Source organism: Arthrobacter sp. AFG20 (assembly GCF_002892795.1).
Lineage (GTDB): Bacteria > Actinomycetota > Actinomycetes > Actinomycetales > Micrococcaceae > Arthrobacter.
Window position 1 is genome coordinate 337,732 of record NZ_PJMC01000005.1, and the last position, 25,193, is coordinate 362,924.

The following is a 25,193-nucleotide window of genomic DNA, read 5'->3' on the forward strand; positions in this document are numbered from 1 at the left end:
ACCGGCCACCAGCCCAACGCAGCGAGAGGGCCGGTCACCAACATGGTGACCGGCCCTCTCTGCGCGTTAAGCCTGCTGGGATGCGGGCCCGCCGGAGCCCGCCCGGTATTCCTCCAGCGGCACCTCGCCTGCCGCCCAGGCAGCCAGCACCGGCTCCACGATCCGCCAGCATTCCTCGGCGGTGTCGCCCCTGACCGACAGCAGAGGGTCGCCAGTCAGGACGCCTTCCAGCACTTCGCCGTAAGGCAGCAGCTCGGAGGCGTTGAGCTCGGCCACGAGCGCTGCGCGGTCCAGGCTGAAAATGTCGCCGGGGCCGTTGACGTCGACGTCGAGCTCCAGGGTGTCCGGGCCGAAACCGATCCGGAGCGTGTTGGGCGTGTCCCTGCCTGTGAATCCGGCGGGCAGGTGCGGAACCGGCCGGAAGGTGACCACCGCCTCCTTGCGCTTGGTCCCGAGGGCCTTGCCGGAACGGAGGATGAACGGCACGTCCTTCCAGCGCCAGTTGTCGATGTCCACGCGCACCTCGGCCAGGGTCTCGGTGTTCCGGTCCGGGTCCACGCCTTCTTCCGCGGCGTAATCGGGGACGTCCTTGCCGCCGAGGCTTCCCGCCAGGTAGCGCCCCCGCCGGGTGCTGTCCGTGTAGGGCGGCTTGATGCTGCTGGCCCGCAGGACGGCGGCGATGGCGTCGCGGAGGTCGCGCTCGCCGATGGTAGCCGGCGGCTCGATGGCCAGCAGCGCCATGATCTGCAGCAGGTGGCTCTGGATCATGTCGCGCAGCGCGCCCGCGCCGTCGTAGTAGCGCGCACGGCCCTCCAGGGCCAGGTCCTCATCGAAGATGATTTCTACCTTGGCAATGTGGTCGCGGCTCCAGACCGGCTCCAGGAAATTGTTGGCGAACCGCAGGCCAAGGATGTTCAGGACGGTGGCCTTGCCCAGGAAATGGTCCACCCGGTGGATGTGGTCCTCCGGAACAAGGGACAGGAGTGTCCGGTTCAGCTCGCGGGCCGACTCCTCGCCGGCGCCGAAGGGCTTCTCCATGACCAGACGGGTGCCGGCGGGGACCTGCTCAGGGCGCAGGATTTCGCAGGCCTTCTGGCTCACCTGCGGCGGCAAGGCGAAGTAGACCGCAACCGGCCCCTCGAGGCCGGCCAGGAGTTCTGCGAGCGGGCCGTCAGCGGTGACGTCGGCTTGGTGGTATTCCGTGGACTTTGCCATGACCGCCAGCGCGTCCCTGCCGGCGTCCGTCGCCGTTTCGGCGGCAGCGTCAAAGGCGGTGTGCACGCGTTCCTGCCACTGTTCAGGCGACCACGGGTCGGATCCGGCCCCCACGAGCGACAGGCCGGCGGCACGTCCTGTGGCCACCAGCCTGGCCAGGCCGGGAAGGAGGAGCCGGCCGGTGAGGTCGCCGGAGGCGCCGAGGATCAGCAGGGTTTTTACGGTCGTTTGGCTCGTCACCCTGCCAGCATGCCACCTTGCGGGCGTGTCTTGATACCCTAGATAGTCGAGTCTCGTACATCCACTGAAAGAAGTGCACGGCGCGTGTTCAATTCACTCTCTGACCGGTTGACAGCAACCTTCAAGAACCTTCGCGGCAAGGGCCGCCTCACCGAGGCAGATGTCGACGCCACCGTCCGCGAGATCCGGCGCGCCCTGCTGGACGCGGATGTTGCCGTGCCCGTGGTCCGCGAGTTCACCGGGCAGGTCCGTGAACGCGCGCTGGGCGCCGAGGTCTCCGGGGCCCTGAACCCCAGCCAGCAGATCGTGAAGATCGTCAACGAGGAACTCGTTGAGATCCTCGGCGGCGAGACGCGTCGCATCCGGATGGCCAAGACCGGCCCCACTATCATCATGCTCGCCGGCCTCCAGGGCGCCGGCAAGACCACCCTGGCCGGAAAGCTCGCCAAGTGGATGAAGGCGCAGGGCCACAGCCCTATCCTCGTCGCCTGTGACCTCCAGCGCCCCAATGCCGTGACACAGCTGCAGGTTGTCGGCCAGCGCGCCGGCGTTCCCGTCTTCGCTCCGCACCCGGGCGCCACCTCCGAACTGGCGCACCCGGCCGGCGACCCCGTCGCCGTGGCCCGGGCCGGCGTCGATGAGGCGCGCCAGAAGCTGCACGACGTCGTCATCGTGGACACCGCCGGCCGTCTCGGCGTCGACGCCGACATGATGGAGCAGGCGCGCCAGATCCGTCGCGCCATTGTGCCCAACGAAGTCCTCTTCGTGATCGACGCCATGATCGGCCAGGACGCCGTCAACACGGCGACCGCCTTCGACGAAGGCGTAAACTTCACCGGCATCGTGCTGTCAAAGCTCGACGGCGACGCGCGCGGCGGTGCCGCGCTGTCCGTTTCGTCGGTCACCGGCAAGCCCGTGATGTTCGCCTCGACAGGTGAAAGCCTGGACGACTTCGAACTGTTCCACCCGGACCGGATGGCCTCGCGCATCCTGGACATGGGTGACGTCCTGTCCCTCATTGAGCAGGCTGAAAAGTCCTGGGACAAGGACGAAGCCGCCCGGATGGCGAAGAAGTTCGCCGACCAGGAGGACTTCACCCTCGACGACTTCCTCGCCCAGATGCAGCAGATCCGCAAAATGGGCTCCATGAAGAAGATGCTCATGATGATGCCCGGTGCGCAGAACATCCGGCAGCAGTTGGAGCAGTTCGACGAGCGCGAAATCGACCGGGTGGAGGCCATTGTCCGCTCGATGACCCCGCATGAGCGTGTGGCTCCCAAGATCATCAACGGCTCCCGCAGGGCCCGCATCGCCCGGGGCTCCGGCGTGCATGTATCCGAGGTCAACGGGCTGCTGGAGCGCTTCGCCCAGGCCCAGAAGATGATGAAGAAGATGGCCCAGGGCGGCGGCATGCCGGGGATGCCCGGGATGCCCGGGATGGGGGCAGGCGGCGCCCGCAAGGGCGGCGGCAAGAACGCGCCCAAGAAGAAGGCCCGTTCCGGCAATCCTGCCAAGGCGGCGCAGGAGCTTCGCGAAGCCGAGGCCAGGCGGGCGGCCGGTGCCAAGGCGGTGCCCACCGGAGCCGCCTTCGGCCAGCAGCCGGGTGACTTTGATCCGTCCCAGCTGAACCTCCCCAAGGGCTTCGACAAGTTCATGGGCGGCAAGTAGGGAGCACGGTCATGTCGGCAGGCGCCGATGTCAGACCGCTGCCATAAGGTTGGGTCATGTATAAGCAGCGGGTAGTGTTCGTCCACGGTGCCGGTAACTTCGGCTCCGCTGCGTGGCCGCGCCAGCACGGCATGGCCCTGCAGTATGACGCCCTGTTTCTGCGGCGCCACGGCTTTGACGCCGAGGCAGAGCCGCTGGAGTCCGACTTCGCCGAGGATGCGCGAATTGTGCTGCGGTCCCTGGCCGACGACGGCCGCGGGGCGGCCGGGGGCCACGTCGTGGCGCATTCGCAAGGGGCTATCGCAGCGATGATGGCCGCCGTCGAACGCCCTGATCTGGTCTTCTCACTGACGCTCGTGGAGCCGGCTTGCCTGTCGCTCACCGCTGAATTGCCGGCCACCGCCGCGCACCGTGCACTGATGGAGCCGCTGTTCGAGGTCCGGCACCAGCTTGGCGACGACGACTACGAGCGCGAGTTCCTGCGCCGCGCCTTTGCCGCGGACACACCGGAGCCCAGTACCCCCGAGGCGAAGCGAGCGGCCAGGAGACTGCGGCTGCAGGCGCCGCCGTGGCAGGCGCCGCTGCAGATCGTGCCGGGTGTTCCCACCCTGGTCCTCACCGGCGGCTGGGAGCCGCTGTACGAGGAGATCGCGGGATACCTGCGCGAGACCGGCGCCCTGCACCGCATCGCTGCGGGAGGGCACCGGCCCCACGACTCACCTGAGGGTGACCGCTACATCAGGTCGTTCATCGCCGAGGTCAGCCGCCGGCAGCAGCCCTGTGCCTCCTAAAGACACGGCCTCCTGAGCAACGTTCCGCGCCCACGTCCGGCTGGCCCCCAATGCCAGCCGGACGTGGACATGAACGCCGCTCAGTTGCGGGCCGACTCCGGAAGCCGGAGCTCCGGCAGGTACACCTTTCCGCCTGCAGCCAGGAACTCCTGGCTCTTCTCGCGCATGCCCTCCGCCATTTCCGCGAGGGCGGCCTGCGCTTCGGCTGAGCCGTACTCGTTCCGGATGTCCTGGCTGATCCGCATGGAACAGAACTTGGGGCCGCACATCGAACAGAAGTGCGCCGTCTTGGCAGGCTCCGCGGGCAGCGTCTCGTCGTGGAAGGACTCGGCCGTCACCGGGTCGAGGGACAGCGCGAACTGGTCGCGCCACCGGAACTCGAAGCGGGCCTTGGACAGTGCATCGTCCCGCTCGTTCGCGCCGGGGTGCCCCTTGGCAAGGTCGGCCGCGTGGGCGGCGATCTTGTAGGTGATGACGCCGGTCTTCACATCGTCCTTGTTTGGCAGGCCCAGGTGCTCCTTGGGCGTGACGTAGCACAGCATGGCCGTGCCGTACCGGGCGATTTCGGTCGCGCCGATGGCCGAGGTGATGTGGTCGTAGCCGGGGGCCACGTCCGTGACCAGCGGGCCCAATGTGTAGAAGGGCGCACCCTTGCAGAGCTCCTGCTGGCGCTCAACGTTCTCGCGCACCAGGTGGAACGGGATGTGCCCCGGCCCTTCCACCATGACCTGGACGTCGTACTCCCAGGCCCGCTGGGTCAGCTCAGCCAAGGTGTCCAGTTCGGCGAACTGCGCGGCGTCGTTGGCGTCCGCCGTCGCGCCCGGCCGGAGGCCGTCGCCCAGTGAGAAGGCGACGTCGTACCTCGCGAAGATCTCGCACAGCTCGTCGAAGTGGGTGTACAGGAAGTTTTCCTGGTGGTGGGCCAGGCACCAGCCGGCCATGATCGATCCGCCGCGGGAGACGATGCCGGTGACGCGGTTCGCCGTGAGCGGAACGTACCGCAGGAGCACGCCGGCGTGGATGGTCATGTAGTCCACACCCTGTTCGCACTGCTCGATGACGGTGTCACGGAAGATTTCCCAGGTCAAGGCGTTCGCTTCGCCGTTGACCTTTTCCAGGGCCTGGTAGATCGGGACCGTGCCGATGGGGACGGGGGAGTTGCGAATGAGCCACTCACGGGTGGTGTGGATGTCGTCGCCCGTGGACAGGTCCATGACCGTATCCGCGCCCCACTGGGTGGCCCACTGCAGCTTGTCCACCTCCTCCGCGATGGAGCTGGTGACCGCCGAGTTGCCGATGTTGGCGTTGATCTTCACAAGGAACGCCTTGCCAATGATCATCGGCTCGGATTCCGGGTGGTTGATGTTGGTGGGGATGATGGCCCGTCCGGCAGCGAGTTCGCTGCGGACCAGTTCCACATCGCAGTTTTCGCGGAGGGCCACGAAGCGCATCTCGGGGGTGACGATGCCCTGCCGGGCATAGTGCATCTGCGTCACGGTCTTGCCTTCCACGGCACGGCGGGGCACCGGCCTGGCGCCCTTCCATTCGGCGGAAGCCGCGCCGCGGCGCACGGCTGACTTGCCGTCGTCGAGCAGGTTCCGTTCACGTCCGTCGTACGTTTCCGTGTCTGCCCGTGCCGCAATCCATTCCGAGCGGAACGGCGCGAGGCCCACCACCGGGTCGCTCCCGGGACCCGCCGTGCGGTAAACCCGCAGCGGAGTGTTCTGCTCGCCGTTCGGTGAAGGCTCCAAGGCGATTTCCGTTACCGGAACCCGCAGGCCGTCCCCTTCCAGATAGGCCAGCGAATGGGATTTCAGCGACTGCGTCACGGTAGCGGAACCGTTTTGGGCAGGGCTCTGCTGTGATTTCTGGATGCTCAATTTACTGCTCACTTCCTTCGCCGGCATTACCCGGACAGGTTCAACGGTCGCAGGCTGCACCAGCCTGATCTCAGCCCCTGCAGGGGCACCCGTGTGGTCGTAGACGAAGCTACCACAGCCGCGGCTTAGGCTGGTGTCATGGCGTACATCATCGAATTCAGCGGACCTGTGCTCACCGCGGCGGATGAGGAACGCCGCGGGCTCTGGGCGGTGGACGGGAAGCTGACGTTCAGTTCCCCTGGCCAGCGGCCGGACGCCGTCCTGGACGGCTGGGTCCTGCCCGGCTTCGTCGATGCCCACTGCCACGTCGGGCTGGGCCCGGGCGGTGCCGTGGACGATGACGTGGCGTATGACCAGGCCATAACGGACCGCAACGCCGGCACGCTGCTGGTCCGGGACGCCGGAGCGGCCAGCGACACCCGGTGGCTCCAGCAGCGGGCCGACACGCCGCGGATCATCAGGGCCGGCCGGCATGTGGCCCGGTCCCGCCGATACCTGAGGAACTTTGCAGTGGAAGTCGAGCCGGACGGCCTCGTGGAGGCGGTGCGCAAGCAGGCGCGGGAAGGGGACGGCTGGGTCAAGCTGGTGGGGGACTGGATCGACCGGACCACCGGCGACCTTGCGCCGTCGTTCCCTGCCACGGCCGTACGGGAGGCCGTCCGGGCCGCCCACGACGAAGGGGCAAGGGTCACCGCGCACTGCTTCGGCGAGGACACCCTGGACGACATGCTGGACGCCGGCATCGACTGCATCGAGCACGCCACGGGCCTGCTGCCCCGGCACATTCCGCGGTTTGTCGAGCAGCAGGTGCCGATCGTGCCGACACTCATCAACATCGCCACCTTCCCCGACATCGCCGGCCAGGCCGAGCAGAAGTTCCCGCGGTACGCGCAGCACATGCGCGCGCTGTGGGCCCGCCGTCGCGAGCGTGTCCTGGAAGCCTACGAGGCCGGCGTCGAAATCTATGCGGGAACGGATGCCGGCAGCGTGATCCGCCACGGCCGAATCGCGGACGAAATCCTCGAACTCCACGCTGCCGGGCTCCCGGCACGTGCGGCGCTGGACGCAGCCTGCTGGCGTGCGCGCCGCTGGCTGGGTGCCGAGGGCCTGGCGGAAGGCGCGGACGCCGACATGGTCGTGTGCCGGGAGGACCCACGCACCGAGCCGGAGACCATCCGGGCCCTCGCGAATGTGGTGCTCCGGGGAAAGATCGTGCATTAGGAATAAATTGAAGCTTCAAGTAATTTAGAGATGTAGAGGCCGCCGAAATCCGGTGGCCCGGACATCCGGGAGTATTCAATGACAGCAGCGGACAGCAGCCAGGACTTGCTTCCTGCCGACCTCACCATGGGCACCGTCATGCTCAAGGTGGGCGACATGAAGCTCATGACCGACTACTACCAGCGCGCCCTCGGCCTCGACGTCGTCGCCGAGCAGGACGGCGGCCTCTACCTCGGCCGGCTCAAGACGCCGCTGGTGCACCTCGCTCCCGCTCCGGGCCTCAACATTCCCGGCCGCGGCGAGGCCGGCCTCTTCCACACGGCGCTTCTGTTGGCGGACCAGTCCTCGCTGGCCGCCACCATTGCCAGCGCGGCCCAGTATGAGCCGCAGTCCTTCGTGGGCAGCGCCGACCATCTGGTGAGCGAGGCGTTCTATTTCACCGATCCGGAAGGCAACGGAATCGAACTCTACTGGGACCGCCCGCGTGAGGCATGGTCCTGGGACGGCAAGAACGTGGTCATGGACAGCCTGGCGCTGCCACCGCAGAAGTACCTGCAGGACCACCTCACGCAGCAGTCCGTGGAAGGCCAGCGCGGCACCGATGCGGAGGTGGGGCACGTCCACCTGCAGGTGGGCGACGTCCAGTCGGCCCACGACTTCTACGTCGGCACCCTCGGATTCGAAAAAACGGCGGGCTGGCACGGCCAGGCCCTCTTTGTGTCGGCCGGCGGCTACCACCACCACATGGCCATGAACGTCTGGAACAGCCGGGGCGCCGGCCCGCGCCGGGACACGCTCGGCCTGGGCGAGGTGCTCATCGAGGTGCCGTCCGGTGACGACGTCGGCGCCCTCGCCGACCGCCTCAGGGTCGCCGGAGTCGAATCGCACCACACCGGCGCCGAGCTCCGGTTTGAGGATCCGTGGCGCAACCGCCTCCGTGTCGCCGTGCGCTAAGTCGCGTGAACGTAGTTGGGTTAGGCTGATTTCGAAGAGCCCCGGCCGGTACTGCCGCTGCCGGGGCATGCACCGCCGACGGAATGAGGACGCACCCATGGGCTTCACCGAAGTGTTTGTCGCCACCCACAATGACGCCCTCAAGCGTGCAGGGGCGCTGGAGGGCGGTGCCGCCGCCGGAGACGGCATCCGGATTGCCGGCATCAGCGATTTTGAGATCGAACAGCTCGGTGACCTCGCGGGTGCCGCGGTGCACGCCGCGGGCGCGGACTACGAGCTGGCCCTGGTGGACGTGGCAAGCGATTCGCTTCTGGGCGTGCCGGCGGCGATGGTCCGGGCGTTGGCCGAGCTCCTCACGTACGAATCCGAGGGTGAGGGCAACGTTTTGGATGAGGTGGCCGAGCGCTGGGCCGCCGAGGATGACATGCCCTTTGGTGCCGGGGAAGCCAAGAACTACGTCCAGCAGCTGGCAAAGCTCGCCGGCACCGTGGACGAAGGCAGCCGGACCGGCCTTTACGTCTGGTCTTCCTAGCAACGCAAAAAGACTCCGTCCGCACGTCAGGTCGAAATAACGCGGACGATCTGGCACAATAAACAGGTACTCGATCTGCGTGGCCCCTCTCTCCGCGTCCGGATCCTGTCCTTTTCGAACCCCCCAGTACGGCCCGCCCCACGGGTGCAGACCGCGGGTTCAACCCCGTTTCAGAAACAGGAGTGACCACAAAAGTGGCCGTAAAGATTCGCCTTAAGCGCTTCGGTAAGATGCGCGCACCGTACTACCGCATCGTTGTCGCCGATTCACGCACCAAGCGTGATGGCCGTGCCATCGAAGAGATCGGCAAGTACCACCCCACCGAAGAGCCCTCATACATCGAGGTCAACTCCGAGCGTGCACAGTACTGGCTGTCCGTCGGCGCCCAGCCGTCGGAGCAGGTCGCCGCGATCCTGAAGATCACCGGTGACTGGCAGAAGTTCAAGGGTCTGCCGGGCCAGGAAGGCACCCTGAAGACCAAGGCCGACAAGGAAGCATTCGTTGCTCCGGAAAAGGGTTCCGTGATCATCCCGGAAGCCATCACCAAGAAGGCCAAGGCATCGGAAGCCCCCGCCGAGGCTGAAGCAGAGACCACCGAGGCTGAGTAAGTTGCTGGCAGAAGCGCTCGAACACCTTGTCCGCGGCATTGTTGACTCCCCTGAGGATGTCAAAGTCAGTGCCAAGAACAACCGCCGCGGGGATACCCTCGAGGTGCGCGTTCACCAGGAAGACCTGGGACGGGTAATCGGACGCCAGGGCCGCACCGCGCGTGCGCTGCGCACGGTCGTGGCGGCGCTGGCAGATGGCGAGCAGGTCAGGGTCGACGTCGTCGACACCGACCGCCGCCGGTAACGCGCCTGCAACACTTGCCTTAACGTCCGGCCCCTCCACCAGTAACGGTGGAGGGGCCGGACTGCTTTGGGCCCTGAAAGTCTTCAGCACGCCCGCAAAAGTCGTACATCAACACGCAGCCCAAAACAGAGGAACACATGCAGCTTCAGGTGGCCCGTATCGGCAAACCCCACGGAATCCGCGGCGAAGTGACCGTCCAGGTGCTCACCGACGCGCCCGAGGACCGGTTCGTCCCCGGCACCGAGTTTGTGGTGGAACCCGCCTCAGCCGGGCCGCTCACCCTGCGCAGTGCCCGCTGGAACAAGGACATCCTCCTGCTCGGTTTTGACGAGGTGGCCGACCGGAACGGCGCCGAGTCCGTGCGCGGCGCCAAGCTGTTCATCGAGACCGAAGAGCTCGACGAGGACGACGACGAGGGCTGGTACGAACACGAGCTCGTGGGCCTCGAGGCCCGCGTCGGCTCCCAGGCGGTGGGCAAAATCACCGCCCTGAACACCATGCCGGTGCAGGACCTGCTCGTTGTCGAAACGACCGACGGCAAGGAAATCCTCATTCCGTTCGTGGAACAGATCGTCCCCGAGGTGAACGTCGAGGAGGGCTACGTCCTGCTCACTCCGCCGGCGGGCCTGTTCGAGGTCAACGAGGAGAGCGCGGAGGACCCGGAGACCAGGGGCTCGGACGTTGCCGAGGACTCCGCCGGGGAAGAGGCTGAGCCGGAGGCCAAAGCGTAGATGAGAATCGACGTCGTCAGTATCTTTCCCGAGTACCTGGCACCCCTGGAACTGTCGCTCATCGGCAAGGCCCGCCAGGACGGGCTGCTGGACCTGAACGTGCACGACCTCCGCACCTTCACCACCGACCGCCACCGCACCGTGGATGACACCCCGTACGGCGGCGGGGCCGGCATGGTGATGAAGGCCGAGCCGTGGGCCCAGGCGCTCGAATCCGTGGCCGCTGTCCGGCCGGCCGGTGCAGCCAAGCCCGTCCTGATCGTCCCGTCGCCGGCGGGGGAGCGCTTCAACCAGGCGCTGGCCTACGAGCTTGCCGAGGAGGAGCAACTCGTGTTCGCCTGCGGACGGTACGAGGGCATTGACGAGCGCGTCATCGAATGGGCCGAGGAGCACTTCACCGTCCGGCCTGTCAGCCTCGGCGACTACGTCCTCAACGGCGGCGAAGTGGCTGTGCTGGCCATGGTGGAAGCCATTGGCCGACTGCTCCCCGGCGTGGTGGGAAACCCCGAGTCGCTCGTCGAGGAATCGCATTCGGACGGCCTGCTTGAGTACCCGGTCTACACCAAGCCCTCGGTCTGGCGCGACCGGGAGGTCCCGGCCGTCCTGCTCAGCGGCAACCACGGCAAGATCGCCCAGTGGCGCCGGCACGAGCAGTACCGCAGGACGGCCGAACGCCGTCCTGACCTGCTGCAGATGTTCGACGCCGGGACCCTGCCCCGCGCAGACCGGACCGCCCTCGCGGACCTGGGGTACGACGTCGTCGACGGTCACCTAAAGCCCCGGCCGGAAGCCTGACCGGTTCTACCGGTGTCCCATATGGCACGGAACGTTCCAAAATTAACCAATTCGTGCCATGTGTGGCAAAATTAGTCCTTGTGTCTGCTGGGTCCGCGCCTGCCACAGGGGGAGCGTAACCAACAGCAAGACACCCCGGTACCGCCAAAGGGTGGCGGGACCGGACCTCAACACTTCGGCAGCGATTTCCGGAAATATCCGGGCTTGGCCGCCGTGACCCAAAGTGGATGACCTGTGGCGTTCACCAGGAGTGGATCAATGCATATCCTCGATTCCGTAGATGCAGCCTCGCTGCGCACTGACGTTCCCGAGTTCCGCGCGGGTGACACCCTCAAGGTTCACGTGAACATCATCGAAGGCAAGAACTCCCGTGTCCAGGTATTCCAGGGCTTCGTCCTGGGCCGCCAGGGCGACGGCATCCGCGAGACCTTCACCGTCCGCAAGGTTTCCTTCGGTGTCGGCGTTGAGCGTACCTTCCCGGTGCACTCCCCGATCATCGAAAAGATCGAGGTTGTCACCAAGGGTGACGTCCGCCGCGCCAAGCTTTACTACATGCGTGCACTGCGCGGTAAGGCTGCGAAGATCAAGGAAAAGCGCGACTTCAACACCGCCAAGTAAGTCCGTCGGACTTTCACGGCGGGTCCCCGACCCGTGTCCGGCCAGCGCCGGAGCCATCCGCAACAGCGCCACAGGATACGGATCATGGACCAGACAAAACGCCAGCCGGGGAAACCGGGCTGGCGTTTTGCGTTGTTGGCAGTGCTGGCTGCCATCCTGGTCAGCGGGTTAATCCGCTCCCTGTGGCTGGACGTCTATTACATTCCGTCCGCCTCAATGGAGCCGCAGTTCGGTGCGGGTGACCGGATCCTGGTGTCCCGCACCGCCTTCCAGTCGGAACCGATCCGCCGCGGCGACGTCGTCGTGTTCGACGGCCGGGGCTCGTTCGCCCCGCTGAACAGCGGGGCCGGTCCGCTGCAGGAAGCGGCGGCCGCGGCAGGACACTGGCTGGGGCTGTCCGGCAGTGATACTACCTATGTAAAGCGGGTCATCGGGCTTCCCGGCGACCACGTGGTCTGTTGCGACGCCGGCAGACACCTCACAGTCAACGGTCAGCCGCTCGTGGAACCCTACCTCTATGACGGTGATGCAGCGAGCACCCAGAAGTTCGACGTGACTGTCCCCGAGGGCCGGCTGTGGCTGCTCGGGGACCACCGCTCGGTGTCCGCAGACTCCCGCAGCCTGCTGGGGGCGCCCGGCGGCGGCATGGTGCGGTCGGACAGGGTGATCGGCAGGCCGGTACAGATTCTCTGGCCGCTTGATAGATTTGCGTCAGTGGCGCGGCCGCCGCTGGCGGCCACTACAACAACAAAGGACGGTCAGTAGATGCCGGAAATCGATCCCGGGAGCTCCGAGCCGCAGCAGACTTCTGCGGGGCCGGGACGGCATGCCGCCCACGAGCCCGTTGCGGAAGTACCCGCTCCCGGCGGATCCGGACCCGGGTCAGCTGCTCCTGCCGGCGCCCGCCGCCAGGAAAAGGGCAGTCCCCGCAACCCCTTCCTGCTGTGGCTGAAGGAAATCGCCACGGTGGTGGTCATCGCCGTCGTGCTGTCCTTCCTCATCAAAACCTTCCTGTTCCGGGCCTTCTACATTCCGTCCGAGTCGATGGTGAACACGCTGGACATCAACGACCGCATCTTCGTGAACCTCCTCGTGCCTGAGCCGTTCGCACTGGAGCGCGGCGACGTCGTTGTCTTCAAGGACACCAAGGGCTGGCTGCCGCCCACACCGCAAAAGGCGGACGGGCCGTTCACCGTTGTGGAGGACGGGCTGACCTTCGTTGGCCTGCTTCCGGACAACTCCGAGCAGCACCTGGTTAAGCGGGTCATCGGGCTGCCTGGGGACCACGTCGTCTGTTGTGACGCCGGCGGGAAGATCACCGTCAACGGCGCCGGGCTGGACGAGGCGTACGTCAACCCGGCCGAAGTTCCCGCAGTGCGCACCTTCGACGTCGTAGTGCCGCAGGGCAAAGTCTGGGTGATGGGCGACAACCGCAACCACTCGGCGGACTCCCGTGCCCACACCGACACCAACGGAGGCTTCGTGGACATGGCCGACATTGAAGGCAAGGCAGCGGTCATCGCGTGGCCGATGAACCGCTGGGCGGCCCTGAACAACTATCCCGACGTCTTCAAGAACGTGCCGTCGGCAGGTTAGCCATGTCCGTTGCACCCACCCTTGACTACGAGAAGCGCTTCCTGCCCCGCGGGGCGCGGTTCCTGGCCGGCGTCGACGAGGTAGGCCGCGGGGCCCTTGCCGGACCGGTGAGCGTGGGAATCGCCGTCGTGGACCTGCAGCACATGGAACTGCTGGCCGACGTCCGGGACAGCAAGCTGCTCAAGCCGGCAGACCGCGAACGGCTCGACCCGCTGGTGCGGGCCTGGAGTGTCGCCTCCGCCGTCGGACATGCCAGCGCGCGCGAAATCGATGACCTCGGCATCATGGGTGCCCTCCGGGCCGCCGGAAACAGGGCCTGGTTCGAGATCCTCGGCGCCGGCATCACGCCCGACGTCGTCCTGCTGGACGGCAGCCACAACTGGCTCTCACCCGCCGTCCAGCCCTCGCTGTTCGACGAAGTCGTCACCGACCCCGGCTGTGACGCACCCGTCCACACCCTGGTCAAGGCCGACATGCAATGCCTCAGCGTCGCCGCCGCGAGTGTCCTGGCCAAGGTCGAGCGCGACCAGCACATGCAGCAGCTTCACCTCGAGTACCCGGACTTCGGCTGGGACGTCAACAAGGGCTACGGCACGGTGCTGCACCGGGAAGCGATCCGCACCCGCGGCCCGAGCCCCTACCACCGGGTCAGCTGGAACCTGCTGTCCGAGTAGCGAACCTGCTCTCCGGGGCAGGGCGGTGCGCGGGTTCCCCCCGCATGGTGCAAGATGGAACCATGAGTGCCGAAGACCTTGAGAACTATGAGACCGACATGGAGCTCCAGCTCTACCGTGAGTACCGCGACGTCGTGGGTCTGTTCAGCTATGTGGTCGAGACCGAGCGGCGCTTCTACCTCGCCAACCACGTGGACCTGCAGGCGCGGAGCGCCGACGGCGAGGTCTACTTTGACCTCACGCTGCAGGACGCCTGGGTCTGGGACGTCTACCGTTCAGCGCGGTTTGTGAAGAGCGTCCGGGTCATAACGTTCAAGGACGTTAACGTCGAGGAACTGCCACGCAACGAGGAGCTCGCGCTGCCCAAGGACGTCGACCTCGGCAACTGAGGTTCCGGACCCTCCGGGGTCTCCCTGGGGCACTGCCTGAGGGCCACTGTTCCTCCACAGCCGGTGTTTCTTCGGCGTCCCCGCCGCCTTTCCCCGGGGGCCCCGGCGACCTTTCCCACATAGCGTGACAGTGCCCTGTTCGGCGTGATCCCGCCCCCGCAGTCTTGATGCGGAGGTGGATATGAAAGCCAAGGACCTGCTGGGCCGGCGCGGGGAAGAGCTCGCGGCGGAATACCTGGAATCGCTGGGGATGCTGATCGTGGAGCGCAACTGGCGCTGCCCGGACGGCGAAATCGACATCGTCGCGCTGGACGGCGATGCCCTCGTCATTGCGGAAGTGAAGACGCGGCGTTCGCTCGCCTACGGTCACCCGTTTGAAGCAGTGGGCGCAGACAAGCTCGCCCGGCTGCACCGCCTGGGTTCGGCCTGGTGCCGGGACCACGGACTGCGGTTGCCGATGCGCCGGGTGGACGTCATTGCCGTGCTGGACGACGGCGTTGGCAAACCCGCCGTTGAACACCTCAAAGGGGTGCTGTGATGGCGCTGGGGAGAGCCTATTCGGTGGCCCTCGTCGGCCTGAACGGCTACATCGTGGAGGTCGAGGCCGATATCGGCCAGACACTGCCGGCCTTTGTGCTCCTCGGACTGCCGGACGCTTCCCTCAACGAAGCCCGTGACCGCATCCGCTCGGCCGCGCAAAACTCCGGCATTCCGCTGAGCCGGCGGAAGATCACCGCCAACCTCATTCCGGCTTCCCTGCCCAAGCGCGGTTCCGGCTTCGACCTTGCCATCGCGATGTCGGTGCTGCGTGCCGCGGAGGACATCAGGCCCACCGGGCGCACCGTCTTCATCTCCGAGTTGGGACTGGACGGACGCCTCAGGCCTGTCCGCGGCATACTGCCGGCCGTGATGTCCGCGGTGCAGGCCGGGTTCCATGACATCGTGGTGGCCCACGCGAACGCAGCCGAGGCCGAACTCGTCCCGGGTGCCAGGGTCCGTGGCTACCGGACCCTGGCGCGGCTGGTGTTCGACTTTGGGGCTGACCCGCAGGAACTTGTCCTCGACTTCGCACCGGAGGATGAACCCGCCGGGACTGAGCCTGTGTCCGTGGATGCGCCTGTCCCGGACATGTGTGACGTGTCCGGACAGGCAGAGGCACGGCGTGCCCTTGAGGTAGCCGCCGCCGGTGCGCACCACCTGTTGCTGACCGGTCCGCCCGGCGCCGGCAAGACCATGCTGGCCGAGCGGCTTCCCGGGCTTCTGCCCGATTTGCGCGACACGGAGGCGATGGAGGTGACGGCGATCCATTCCCTGTGCCAACTCCCCACAGCCGGAGTGCAGCTGGTCCGGCGGCCGCCCTTCGAGAATCCCCACCACTCGGCCACAGCAGCGGCGATCATCGGCGGCGGGTCGGGGCTTCCGCGCCCCGGCGCGGCGTCGCGGGCGCACCGCGGCATCCTGTTCCTGGACGAGGCGCCCGAATACGAACGCAGGGTCCTCGATGCACTCAGGCAGCCTCTTGAAAGCGGCGAGCTGGTCATCCACCGCTCGGCCGGAGCAGCGGCCTACCCAGCGCGGTTCCAGTTGGTGCTGGCAGCCAATCCGTGTCCGTGCGGCAAGGCCTCGGGGAAGGGTATTGAATGCACCTGCACCCCCTTCATGCGGCGCCGCTACATGTCGCGCATGTCCGGGCCGCTCCTGGATCGTGTCGACATCCAGCTGCAGGTGGACCGTGTGTCGCTGGCGGACTTTGGCCAGTCCGGGGGAGCGGAGGACAGCGCAACGGTCGGTGCCCGGGTCCTGGCTGCCAGGGCAGGCCAGCTGCAGCGGCTTCAGCACTGGGGCATGGAAACCAACTCCCAGGTGCCCGGACGCATCCTACGTGGCGAGCTGAGACTTGCGTCCGCCACAACCCGAATCCTGGACCATGCACTGGAACGAGGCGTACTCACGGCCAGGGGCTATGACCGTGTCCTCCGCCTCGCATGGACTTTGGCGGACCTCGCCGGCCGCGAGCAGCCGGACGGGAACGACATCGGACAGGCCCTGAGCCTACGCCAGACCGCCTCAGCGGCGGCGTGAAAGGAAACCCCCATGCACAACGAGAGACTTGCCCGGGCAGCGCTGTCCAGGCTGATGGAGCCACAGGACGTGGCGGGCATGGCCCTGGTGCATGTCGCCGGGGCTGAGGATGCCCTGAGGATAGCCACCGGCCAGGTCAGCTACGGGCCTGGGCTGGAACAGGACATCACCGGGTTGCTGGCAGAGCACAGTGCCGTGAATTCATGGGCCGGCCTCGGTGCAGCGCTGAAACGCTGGGCGCCGAGGATCCCCGACCTCGCCCCCGAGCGCGACGTGGCCACCATGCAGCGACTGGGCGGCCGGATGATCATCCCGGCGGATGGGCTCTGGCCGCGGCAGCTGGACGACCTTGGCCTGCATCAGCCGATCTGCCTGTGGTGGCGGGGCGTCGAGTTCGAACTTCCCCCGGCAGCCAAGGCGGTGGCCCTGGTTGGCTCGCGGGACAGTACCAGCTACGGCGCGTCAGTCACCGGTGACCTTGCCTATTCGCTGGCGCAGCGGGGCTTTACTGTGGTGTCCGGCGGCGCGTACGGGATTGACGCCCACGCGCACCGGGCAGCCCTGGCAGGGGGCTCCGATGCGATGCCGACCATCGCCGTCATGGCGGGCGGCGTAGACCGCTTCTATCCCTCCGGCAACGAGGACCTCCTGCGTGCTGTAGCCAACCAGGGCGCCGTGCTCGCCGAAGTTCCGCCCGGCTCCGCACCCACCCGCTACCGGTTCCTTCAGCGGAACCGGCTGATCGCTGCCCTTGCGTCCGTCACGGTTGTGGTGGAGGCCAGATGGCGGTCCGGCGCCCTGAATACCGCCCATCACGCGGAAACCCTGGGCCGGGCGGTCGGAGCTGTCCCCGGATCAGTCCACAGCGCCAACTCGGCCGGCTGCCACCGGCTCCTGCGCGAGGGCGGCGCTGTCTGTGTCACTGATGCCGGGGAGATCGCCGAGCTTGCGTCTCCCAGCGGCCAGTCCTTGCCTGATGAGAAGGGCGGGCAGTCCGCCGATCACGACGGCCTGACGCTCGAGGACCTGATCCTGTTGGACGCGCTCCCACTGCGGTCCGCCAGCTCCGTCGAAAAACTCTGCAGTGTTGCCGGACTGGGCGCCGAATCGGTGCGCGCGGGGCTTGGCAGGCTGGCGCTGCTGGGACTGGCCGTATCCGAGATGGGAGGCTGGAAGCGCACCAAGCAATCAACATAGGGCCTGCCGTCCGGCGACGTCCCCTCGCCGGGCGGCTACGCGCCATTGCATGATTGGCGCGCCGTTCCTTGGTTCCGTGCCAAATGCTGGGACAGTGGGGGAGTGGAGAAACAGGAACTGCCGGCCGCGCTCGCCAAGGCCGCCACGGGTTTCGGACGCTACCTGACGGGTGAGCGGGCCCGGTCCGAACACACGGTGCGCGCGTACCTGTCCGACGTCTCCAGCCTGCTGGGTTATGCGGCAGGCGAAGGCGTCACCGATCCCGCGGGGCTCGAGCTGGGAACCCTCCGGCGCTGGCTGGGTAGCCAGAGCGAGGCCGGAGCATCACGCTCCACCCTTGCCCGCCGCGCCGCCACGGCGCGGACCTTCACCGCCTGGGCGCTGCGGGAAGAACTCATCGAAACTGATCCTGCCCTGCGCCTGCAGGCCCCCAAGCGTGACGGCTCACTGCCGGGGGTTTTGCAGCAGCAGCAGCTCGCGCGGCTGCTGGCCGATCTCAACGAGGCAGCCAAAGACGGTGAGCCCATTGCCCTGCGCAACCGGGCCATGGTCGAGCTGCTCTACGCCACCGGGGTCCGGGTCGGCGAGCTGGCGGGTCTGGACGTCGATGACCTCGACCCGGACCGCAGAACCCTCCGTGTGCTCGGCAAAGGCAACAAAGAACGGACGGTGCCGTACGGGCTTCCGGCTGCGCTCGCCGTTGATGACTGGCTGCGCCGCGGACGGGGAACGCTCGCAGTCGCGGACAGCGGCCCGGCCCTGTTCCTGGGGATGCGCGGCCGCCGGGTGGACCAGCGCCAGGTCCGCAGCGTGGTGAAGGGACTGTTCGACGCGCTGGGCGACACGTCCGCCACGGGCCCGCACGCCCTGCGGCACACCGCCGCCACGCATCTGCTCGACGGCGGCGCCGACCTTCGGGCGGTCCAGGAGATCCTCGGTCACAGCAGCCTCGCCACCACCCAGATCTACACCCACGTGTCGGTGGACCGGCTGCGTAAGAGCTATCAGCAGGCCCACCCGCGCGCCTAGGCACTTTCCGCCGGCGCGTCTTCTACACCACGCCGAATTGCACTGGCGTAATTAGGCGGCGTACGGCACAATAAGATCCAAGTTCGGCAACTTTCAAGTTGTGCTTGAAGCACCTGTCTCCAGGCGCCTCTTGTGAGTCCGGCAAGTAATTTCATAGATTGGCAGGAATCACCGGCACCACGCGGCGCCCGGAGCAGCAAATATCCGTCCATGCAGGTCGTTGGGGAAGACGTACCTACAGCTATGGAGGATGGAATGTCTGTTGCAATGACCCGCGGTGTGCTGTTTATTCACTCGGCCCCTACCGCCCTGTGCCCTCATGTTGAGTGGGCCATCGGATCCGTCGTGGACAAGCGAACGGATCTGGAATGGACCCCTCAGCCCGCCGCGCCCGGCATGTTCCGCTCGGAGCTGTCCTGGACCGGCGCGCAGGGGACAGGTGCGCAGCTCGCGTCTGCCCTTCGGGGCTGGGCGCACCTGCGCTTCGAGGTCACCGAAGAACCCAGCCAGGGCGTGGACGGCGGACGCTGGTCCCACACACCTGAGCTGGGCATTTTCCATGCCGTGACAGACGTGCACGGCAACATCATGGTGTCCGAGGACCGGATCCGCTACGCCTACGAGGCCGGCGCCGGCGACCCCTCCGCCGTCTACCACGAACTGTCGCTTGCCCTCGGCGAGGCATGGGACGAGGAGCTGGAACCCTTCAGGCACGCCGCCGAAGGCGCGCCGGTGCGCTGGCTGCACCAGGTCGGCTGACGGCGGCAGCTCGGCAGAAGACGGCGGCGCCGGCGAACGTGCCAGCCGCAGCAATTCCCCATAGCAACGAAAAAGCCCCCGCCAACCGGCGGGGGCTTCTTCGCTATCAGTCAGGTCACATCACACGCTGCGGATGGCAACGACGGCGTTGTGCCCGCCGAAGCCGAACGAGTTGCTGAGCGCAACGATGTCGCCGGCCGGCAGGGCGCGGGCGGAAGTCACGACGTCAAGCGGGATCTCAGGGTCCTGGTTCTCGAGGTTGATCGTGACAGGGGCCTTGCGTTCGTGCACAGCCAGGACGGTGAGGACGGCCTCTACGGCGCCGGAGGCACCGAGCAGGTGGCCCATCTGGGACTTGGTGGCCGAGACGGCGACGTTGTCGACGTGGTTGCCGAGCGCTGCCCTCAGGGCGGTGTACTCCGGCTTGTCACCGACCGGCGTCGACGTGGCGTGGGCGTTGACGTGGACCACGTCCTCGGCCTGGATGCGGCCGTCGAACATGGCTGCCTTGAGTGCGCGGGTGGCGCCCAGGCCCTGGGGGTCCGGTGCCGTGATGTGGTACGCGTCGGCGGTCACGGACGTGCCGGCCAGCTCGCCGTAGATCCGTGCGCCGCGGGCGAGGGCGTGCTCCTCGGCTTCCAGCACCAGCGCGCCGGCGCCCTCTCCCATGACGAAGCCGTCACGGTCAAGGTCGTAGGGGCGCGAGGCGCGCTCGGGATCGTCGTTGCGGCGGGAGAGGGCCTGCATCGAGGAGAACGCTGCCAGCGGCATCGGGTGGATGGCGGCTTCGGCGCCACCGCACATGACGACGTCGGCCTTGCCGGAGCGGATCAGGTCCAGTCCGAGGTGTAATGCTTCCGTACCGGACGCGCAGGCGGAAACGGGAGTGTGCGCACCGGCGCGGGCGCCCAGGTCCAGGCTGACGGCGGCGGCCACGCCGTTGGGCATGAGCATCGGAACCGTCATGGGAAGGACGCGGCGGGGGCCCTTCTCCTTCAGCGTGTCCCACGCGTCCAGGAGCGTCCAGACGCCGCCGATGCCGGTGGCGAAGGCAACGGCCAACCGGTCGTGGTCGATTTCGGTGATGCCGGAGTCGGCCCAGGCCTCGCGGGCGGCGATGACGCCGAACTGCGTTGACGGGTCCATGCGCTTGGCCTCAACACGGCTCAGGACGTCGAGGGCGGGCGTGGAGCACCGGGCGGCGAAGTGGACCGGCAGCTCGTATTTGGCAACCCACTCGTCCTCGAGGGTGCGGGCTCCGGAAACCCCCTTCAGCGCGTTCTGCCACATCGTGGGTACATCGCCGCCGATGGGCGTGGTGGCACCCAGACCTGTAATGACTACTTTGCGTGTCATGGGATCACTCTCTGTCGGTGCGCCTGCCGTGTCCTGTGCTGCTGGCCGGAGGCCGGAGTGGGTGGCGTGCGGGGAAATCTGCAAAAATTTTAGGGGTGGTGCATCGGCTGGCCGGTCCGGAAAACGTTAGCGTCCGGTCCGGCCAGCCGGGTTCAGCCCATGAAGGCTGGAGCCTGTAGAGGCTGACGCCAATGAAGGCGGGTGTCCTGCTTACGCCTGGGCGCTGGAGATGAAGTCCACGGCGTCGCCGACGGTCTTGAGGTTCTTGACCTCTTCGTCGGGGATGCGGACGCCGAACTTCTCTTCGGCGTTGACGACGATGGTCATCATGGAGATGGAGTCGATGTCCAGGTCCTCGGTGAAGGACTTGTCCAGCTCGACGGCCTCGGGGGCCAGGCCGGTCTCTTCGTTGACGATTTCAGCCAGTCCGGCCAGGATTTCTTCGTTGCTAGCCATTGATGGCTCCTTTTCTTGTTATTGCCGGCGGAGGATGCCGGAAATGGGCAAACCGCGGTCGCGGCTTGGTGATCGGAATTGCTACGGAAGGACAATTACCTGGGCGCCGAAGACCAGTCCGGCGCCGAAGCCAATCTGCAGGGCCAGTCCGCCGCTCAGTGCGGGGTTTTCCTGCAGCAGGCGGTGCGTGGCCAGGGGGATCGATGCCGCGGAGGTGTTGCCGGCATCGGCGATGTCCCGGGCCACGGTAACGGTCTCGGGCAGCTTGAGCTTCTTGACCATCTCATCGATGATCCGCATGTTGGCCTGGTGCGGAATGAAGGCCACCAGGTCCTCGGCTTGGACGCCGGCGGCTTCCAGCGCCTGCTGGGCGACCTTGGCCATCTCCCAGACCGCCCAGCGGAACACCGTCTGGCCGTCCTGGCGGAGGGTCGGGTAGAGCTCCTGCGCCTCTTCGAGGAGCGCGAGGTCGCCGGTGGAGTCGGACCGGCGTGCCGCCATGCCAAGGTCGCGGACGTCCAGCATGGAGCGGGTCATGCCGATGGCATCCCACTTGCTGCCGTCTGATCCCCACACCGACGGAGCGATGCCGGGGGTGTCCGACGGGCCGATGACAACGGCGCCGGCGCCGTCACCCAGCAGGAACGAGATGGTGCGTTCGCGGTTATCGATGACGTCGGAGAGCTTTTCCGCCCCCACAACGAGCACGTAGTTGGCGGCCCCCGAACGGACCAGCGCATCGCCCTGTGCTATGCCGTAGCAGTAGCCGGCGCAGGCAGCGGAGATGTCGAAGGCAGGGGCAGGCGTGGCGCCCAGCCGGTCGGCGAGGCTCGCCGCGGCCGACGGCGTTGCGTACGGGTGGGTCACCGTGGAGACGATGACGGCGCCGAGCTGGGATGCCTCGATCCCTGCCTTCTGCATGGCCTCACGGGCAGCGCCCTCGGCCATGTCGATCACGCTGACGTCGGCGGGTGCGCGGTGGCGGGTGACGATGCCGGTACGCTGGCGGATCCACTCGTCGGAGGAATCGATCCACTGGCACACATCCTCATTGGTGACCAGGACGTCGGGCCGGTACGCGCCGATGCCCAGGATCCGGGTGTGCTCGTTGACCGGGGTCTGCTTCAGTACCGGCGTGCTCATGCCTGTCCTTCCAGTTCTGCGAAGAGTGCAAGGGCCGCGGACAGGTCGTCCGGCGTTTTGACAGCAACGGTCTTGACTCCCGGCATGCCCCGCTTGGCCAGTCCGGCCAAGGTACCCGCCGGTGCGAGTTCAATCACGCCAGTGACACCGCGGTTCACGAGGGTCTCCATGCACAGGTCCCAGCGGACCGGGCGCGAGACCTGGGCGATCAGGCTGTCGACGGCGGCGTTGCCCGCGGTGACCTCCTGGCCGTCGAAGTTGGACAGCAGCGGCACGGCAGGTGCCTGCGGCTGAAGTTCCGGGCGGAGCGCCTCGAGGGCGCTCACCGCAGGAGCCATGTGCGAGGTGTGGAATGCCCCGGCGACCTTCAGCGGAATGACGCGCGCCTTGGCTGGCGGGTTCTCGGCCAGGGCCTTGAGCTGTTCGAACGTGCCCGCGGCGACGGTCTGGCCCGCGCCGTTGACGTTCGCGGGCGTTGCGCCCGCGGCCTCGATGGCGGCGAGGACCTCGGCGGGGTCGCCACCCACCACGGCGCTCATGCCGGTGGGGGTGACGGCAGCGGCCGCGGCCATGCTGTTGGCGCGTTCGCGCACAAACGTCATGGCTTCCTTTTCGGTGAGCACGCCGGCCAGCGCGGACGCCGTGATCTCGCCCACCGAGTGCCCGGCCAGGATGACCGGCAGCGTGCTGAGTTCGACGTCGAACAGCGACTTGGCGGCCACCAGCCCAGCCGCGACGATGAGCGGCTGCGCGACGGCGGTGTCCTTAATGGTTTCCTCGTCAGAGGTGGTCCCATGCGCAGTGAGGTCGATACCTGCAATTTCGCTCAGGGAGGCCAGATGGCCTGCTACGGAAGGCAGTTCCAGCCATGGGGCCAGGAAACCGGGGGTCTGTGAGCCCTGTCCAGGGCAGACGATTGCAAGCACGTATCCAGCTTTCCAAATTACCGGGTGATTCATTGGTGTTTCCGTACACCAACCTCACGGGGTCAGATTGTAGGAAGTCTACAACGGTTCAGTTAGTGTTCCGCGCGGCAACACGCTCGGCGGCGGGCTTCGCGGGAGTCGAAAGCCGCCCCACCACAAGGGCTGCCTGCAGCACGAAAGCCTCGCGCGGGAGCAGCGGATCCCAGCCTGTCACGTCACAAACGCGCTTGAGCCGGTACCGCACAGTGTTGGCGTGGACGAAGAGTTCCCGCGCTGTCGCCTCGAGTGAATGTCCCAGCTCCAGGTAGGTGCCGAGCGTCTCCACCAGCCCGTTCGACGCCGCCAGGAGCGGACGGTAGATGTTCTTCACCAGCGACCGCCGGGCGGCATCGTCCCCCGAAATGACCCGTTCCGGCAGGAGATCGTCGGCCGCCACCGGGCGCGGCGCGGCCGGCCAAGCCCGGGCGGCGGTGAGCCCGGCGAAGGCGGACTGCGCAGATCCGCTGGCTTCCAGCAGGGAGCTGGCCTCCGCCCCGTAGACCACCGGACCGGGCGCGAACATCTCGCTGAGCTTCACATACGCGGTCTCCCGGTCGTGCACGCCGCCCAGGATGAGGATAAGTCTGTCGCCCTGGATGCCCACGAGGGCATCCTCCGCGTACCGGCCGGCCATGCGGCGCAGTTCGCTGACGTAGCTGGCGCTGGGTTCCGACGGCGAGTTCCCCACCATCACGGTGAAGCGTTCCTGCGCCTTCCAGCCGAGGGCAGCGATCCTGGAGCGCAGCGCGTCGGTGTTTTCGCCGCGCAGGATGGCGTCCACAATCAGGGCTTCGAGCCGCGTGTCCCAGGATCCCCGGGACTCCGCGGCCCGGGCGTACACGTCGGCGGCGGCAAATGCCACCTCCCGTGAGTACCGGAGGACTGCTTCGCGCAGGGAGGGCTGGTCCGCTTCGGGGGCGATGACCGGAACCTGGTCCTCCACCACTTCCACGACGATCCGGATGAGCTGAAGCGCCTTCTGCAGGCTGATGGAGCGGGTCAGTTCCGTCGGGGCGGTGCCGAAAACGTCGGAAAGGATCCAGGAAGGGGAACTGGGGCGCTCATACCAGGTGACGAATGCGGCGATCCCGTTCTGCGCCACGAGTCCCAGCGCTGAGCGCTCGTCCGAACTGAGCCGGCTGTACCAGGGTAGTGATTTCTCCAGCTGGCGCATGGTAGTGGTGGACAACTGACCGACGCTGGCCCTGAGCTTTTTCAGGGTCTCCGTCTTCTCCGGAGTCATGGACCGGGAGGACGGTTTGCGCGGTGCAGGGGCAGGGGACGGCTCGGGCATAATTCGAGCATACGGTGCCTGCGGGACAAGCTCCATTTTGTGCAAAGGCTACAACTGCGGTTGCGCTGCATCACAGCACATCCGGCACTTCCTGTAGTACCGGGGAAGCACCCGCCCAACGACGACGGCGGCCCCCACCCGTGGGTGGGGACCGCCGTCATTTTTGTTGGGTTTGGCTCCGCTGGTTAGGACTCGCCTCCGGCGTTGCCCGTGGTGCCGGCGTTCACGTTGAGCAGGCGGTACTTCTCGATCGCCTGCGCCGGCGCCTGTCCGTCAACCTCACCCTTGGCTGCGAGCAGCTGCAGGGTCTTCACAACGACGGAGTGGATGTCGTTTTTGAAGAAGCGGCGGGCGGCGGCGCGGGTGTCGGAGAAGCCGAAGCCGTCGGCGCCGAGGGTGGCGAACTCGTTCGGGACGAACTGCCGGATCTGGTCCGGGACGGCCTTCATGTAGTCCGAGACAGCGACGACGGGTCCCTGGGCACCGGCGAGCTGCTTGGTGACGAAGGGCTGGCGGGCTTCCTTGCCGGGGTTGAGGAAGGCTTCCTCTTCGGCGGCGAGGCCGTCGCGGCGCAGTTCGTTCCAGGAGGTGACGGACCAGACGTCGGCGGAGACGCCCCAGTCTTCGGCGAGGATCCGCTGGGCTTCGAGGGCCCATGGGACGGAGACGCCGGAGGCGAGGATCTGGCTCTTGGGGCCTTCGGTGGTGGAGGCCGCGAGCTTGTAGATGCCCTTGATGACGCCTTCGACGTCGAGG

26 protein-coding genes, 1 pseudogene and 1 riboswitch are annotated in these 25,193 nt (G+C 67.0%); of the genes and pseudogenes, 19 read left to right on the forward strand and 8 right to left on the reverse strand.

Annotated features, from left to right (window positions below; genetic code table 11):
* Positions 1-66: 66 nt before the first annotated feature.
* Positions 67-1,455, reverse strand: coding sequence for a glucose-6-phosphate dehydrogenase (locus CXZ05_RS08555; RefSeq protein WP_102972160.1), 1,389 nt, complete (start codon positions 1,453-1,455; stop codon positions 67-69).
* An 84-nt stretch (positions 1,456-1,539) separates the two neighbouring features.
* On the opposite strand from CXZ05_RS08555, the gene ffh reads away from it, so the two are divergent.
* Together ffh and CXZ05_RS08565 are read left to right on the forward strand one after the other, a co-directional pair.
* The gene (ffh, locus tag CXZ05_RS08560) at positions 1,540-3,123 is read left to right on the forward strand and encodes a signal recognition particle protein (protein ID WP_102972161.1); all 1,584 of its coding nucleotides are present in this window, start codon (positions 1,540-1,542) and stop codon (positions 3,121-3,123) included.
* A 56-nt stretch (positions 3,124-3,179) separates the two neighbouring features.
* A complete protein-coding gene (locus CXZ05_RS08565; protein ID WP_102972162.1) occupies positions 3,180-3,914 on the forward strand; it encodes an alpha/beta fold hydrolase in 735 nt (244 codons plus the stop codon).
* An 80-nt stretch (positions 3,915-3,994) separates the two neighbouring features.
* On the opposite strand, the gene thiC is transcribed toward CXZ05_RS08565, so the two are convergent.
* Positions 3,995-5,794, reverse strand: coding sequence for a phosphomethylpyrimidine synthase ThiC (gene thiC, locus CXZ05_RS08570; RefSeq protein WP_102972163.1), 1,800 nt, complete (start codon positions 5,792-5,794; stop codon positions 3,995-3,997).
* Positions 5,790-5,897, reverse strand: a riboswitch (TPP riboswitch). It overlaps the preceding gene by 5 nt.
* A gap of 35 nt (positions 5,898-5,932) precedes the next feature.
* Here thiC and CXZ05_RS08575 point away from each other — a divergent pair.
* The 17 genes from CXZ05_RS08575 (at position 5,933) to CXZ05_RS08655 (ending at position 19,223) form a co-directional block, all read left to right on the forward strand.
* On the forward strand, positions 5,933-7,015 hold the full coding sequence (locus tag CXZ05_RS08575; protein WP_102972164.1) for an amidohydrolase family protein: 1,083 nt from the start codon (positions 5,933-5,935) through the stop codon (positions 7,013-7,015).
* Positions 7,016-7,093: 78 nt separating this feature from the next.
* Positions 7,094-7,969: a VOC family protein gene (locus CXZ05_RS08580; protein ID WP_102972165.1), complete on the forward strand. Its 876-nt coding sequence runs from the start codon at positions 7,094-7,096 to the stop codon at positions 7,967-7,969.
* A gap of 97 nt (positions 7,970-8,066) precedes the next feature.
* The gene (locus CXZ05_RS08585; RefSeq protein WP_102972166.1) at positions 8,067-8,501 is read left to right on the forward strand and encodes a hypothetical protein; all 435 of its coding nucleotides are present in this window, start codon (positions 8,067-8,069) and stop codon (positions 8,499-8,501) included.
* 194 nt (positions 8,502-8,695) lie between these two features.
* Positions 8,696-9,109, forward strand: a complete 414-nt coding sequence (gene rpsP / locus CXZ05_RS08590; protein ID WP_102972220.1) for a 30S ribosomal protein S16 — start codon at positions 8,696-8,698, stop codon at positions 9,107-9,109.
* A 1-nt stretch (position 9,110) separates the two neighbouring features.
* The gene (locus tag CXZ05_RS08595; protein ID WP_076802241.1) at positions 9,111-9,353 is read left to right on the forward strand and encodes an RNA-binding protein; all 243 of its coding nucleotides are present in this window, start codon (positions 9,111-9,113) and stop codon (positions 9,351-9,353) included.
* A gap of 137 nt (positions 9,354-9,490) precedes the next feature.
* On the forward strand, positions 9,491-10,084 hold the full coding sequence (rimM, locus tag CXZ05_RS08600; protein WP_102972167.1) for a ribosome maturation factor RimM: 594 nt from the start codon (positions 9,491-9,493) through the stop codon (positions 10,082-10,084).
* Entirely contained in the window at positions 10,085-10,879 is a 795-nt protein-coding gene (trmD, locus tag CXZ05_RS08605) for a tRNA (guanosine(37)-N1)-methyltransferase TrmD (protein ID WP_102972168.1), read from the forward strand. It abuts the gene before it with no gap.
* A 258-nt stretch (positions 10,880-11,137) separates the two neighbouring features.
* Positions 11,138-11,497, forward strand: coding sequence for a 50S ribosomal protein L19 (gene rplS / locus CXZ05_RS08610; protein WP_102972169.1), 360 nt, complete (start codon positions 11,138-11,140; stop codon positions 11,495-11,497).
* An 84-nt stretch (positions 11,498-11,581) separates the two neighbouring features.
* Complete coding sequence (gene lepB, locus CXZ05_RS08615; protein WP_102972170.1) at positions 11,582-12,262, forward strand: signal peptidase I; 681 nt, start codon at positions 11,582-11,584, stop codon at positions 12,260-12,262.
* A complete protein-coding gene (gene lepB / locus CXZ05_RS08620; RefSeq protein WP_102972171.1) occupies positions 12,263-13,093 on the forward strand; it encodes a signal peptidase I in 831 nt (276 codons plus the stop codon).
* Between the two features lie 2 nt (positions 13,094-13,095).
* The gene (locus tag CXZ05_RS08625) at positions 13,096-13,767 is read left to right on the forward strand and encodes a ribonuclease HII (RefSeq protein WP_102972172.1); all 672 of its coding nucleotides are present in this window, start codon (positions 13,096-13,098) and stop codon (positions 13,765-13,767) included.
* A 62-nt stretch (positions 13,768-13,829) separates the two neighbouring features.
* The gene (locus CXZ05_RS08630; protein WP_003806068.1) at positions 13,830-14,156 is read left to right on the forward strand and encodes a DUF2469 domain-containing protein; all 327 of its coding nucleotides are present in this window, start codon (positions 13,830-13,832) and stop codon (positions 14,154-14,156) included.
* Between the two features lie 181 nt (positions 14,157-14,337).
* The gene (locus tag CXZ05_RS08635; protein ID WP_102972173.1) at positions 14,338-14,694 is read left to right on the forward strand and encodes a YraN family protein; all 357 of its coding nucleotides are present in this window, start codon (positions 14,338-14,340) and stop codon (positions 14,692-14,694) included.
* Positions 14,694-16,238, forward strand: coding sequence for a YifB family Mg chelatase-like AAA ATPase (locus CXZ05_RS08640; protein WP_102972174.1), 1,545 nt, complete (start codon positions 14,694-14,696; stop codon positions 16,236-16,238). The genes CXZ05_RS08635 and CXZ05_RS08640 overlap by 1 nt, the downstream gene beginning before the upstream one ends.
* Positions 16,239-16,250: 12 nt before the next feature.
* On the forward strand, positions 16,251-17,435 hold the full coding sequence (dprA, locus tag CXZ05_RS08645) for a DNA-processing protein DprA (RefSeq protein ID WP_102972175.1): 1,185 nt from the start codon (positions 16,251-16,253) through the stop codon (positions 17,433-17,435).
* Between the two features lie 102 nt (positions 17,436-17,537).
* A complete protein-coding gene (locus CXZ05_RS08650; RefSeq protein WP_102972176.1) occupies positions 17,538-18,464 on the forward strand; it encodes a tyrosine recombinase XerC in 927 nt (308 codons plus the stop codon).
* 255 nt (positions 18,465-18,719) lie between these two features.
* A complete protein-coding gene (locus CXZ05_RS08655; protein ID WP_003806074.1) occupies positions 18,720-19,223 on the forward strand; it encodes a DUF3145 domain-containing protein in 504 nt (167 codons plus the stop codon).
* A 120-nt stretch (positions 19,224-19,343) separates the two neighbouring features.
* Here CXZ05_RS08655 and fabF read toward each other — a convergent pair whose 3' ends face one another.
* The 6 genes and pseudogenes from fabF to CXZ05_RS08685 all read right to left on the reverse strand — a co-directional run.
* The gene (fabF, locus tag CXZ05_RS08660) at positions 19,344-20,579 is read right to left on the reverse strand and encodes a beta-ketoacyl-ACP synthase II (protein ID WP_102972177.1); all 1,236 of its coding nucleotides are present in this window, start codon (positions 20,577-20,579) and stop codon (positions 19,344-19,346) included.
* Positions 20,580-20,789: 210 nt separating this feature from the next.
* Entirely contained in the window at positions 20,790-21,035 is a 246-nt protein-coding gene (locus tag CXZ05_RS08665) for an acyl carrier protein (RefSeq protein ID WP_076802402.1), read from the reverse strand.
* Between the two features lie 81 nt (positions 21,036-21,116).
* Positions 21,117-22,178 carry a beta-ketoacyl-ACP synthase III gene (locus CXZ05_RS08670; RefSeq protein ID WP_102972178.1) on the reverse strand — a complete coding sequence of 354 codons (1,062 nt, stop codon included), beginning with the start codon at positions 22,176-22,178 and terminating at the stop codon, positions 21,117-21,119.
* The gene (locus CXZ05_RS08675; protein WP_180987325.1) at positions 22,175-23,104 is read right to left on the reverse strand and encodes an ACP S-malonyltransferase; all 930 of its coding nucleotides are present in this window, start codon (positions 23,102-23,104) and stop codon (positions 22,175-22,177) included. The genes CXZ05_RS08670 and CXZ05_RS08675 overlap by 4 nt, the downstream gene beginning before the upstream one ends.
* 88 nt (positions 23,105-23,192) lie before the next feature.
* The gene (locus CXZ05_RS08680) at positions 23,193-24,437 is read right to left on the reverse strand and encodes a CdaR family transcriptional regulator (protein WP_102972180.1); all 1,245 of its coding nucleotides are present in this window, start codon (positions 24,435-24,437) and stop codon (positions 23,193-23,195) included.
* Positions 24,438-24,622: 185 nt separating this feature from the next.
* Positions 24,623-25,193: pseudogene (locus CXZ05_RS08685) on the reverse strand (pyruvate dehydrogenase (acetyl-transferring), homodimeric type); the annotation flags it as partial.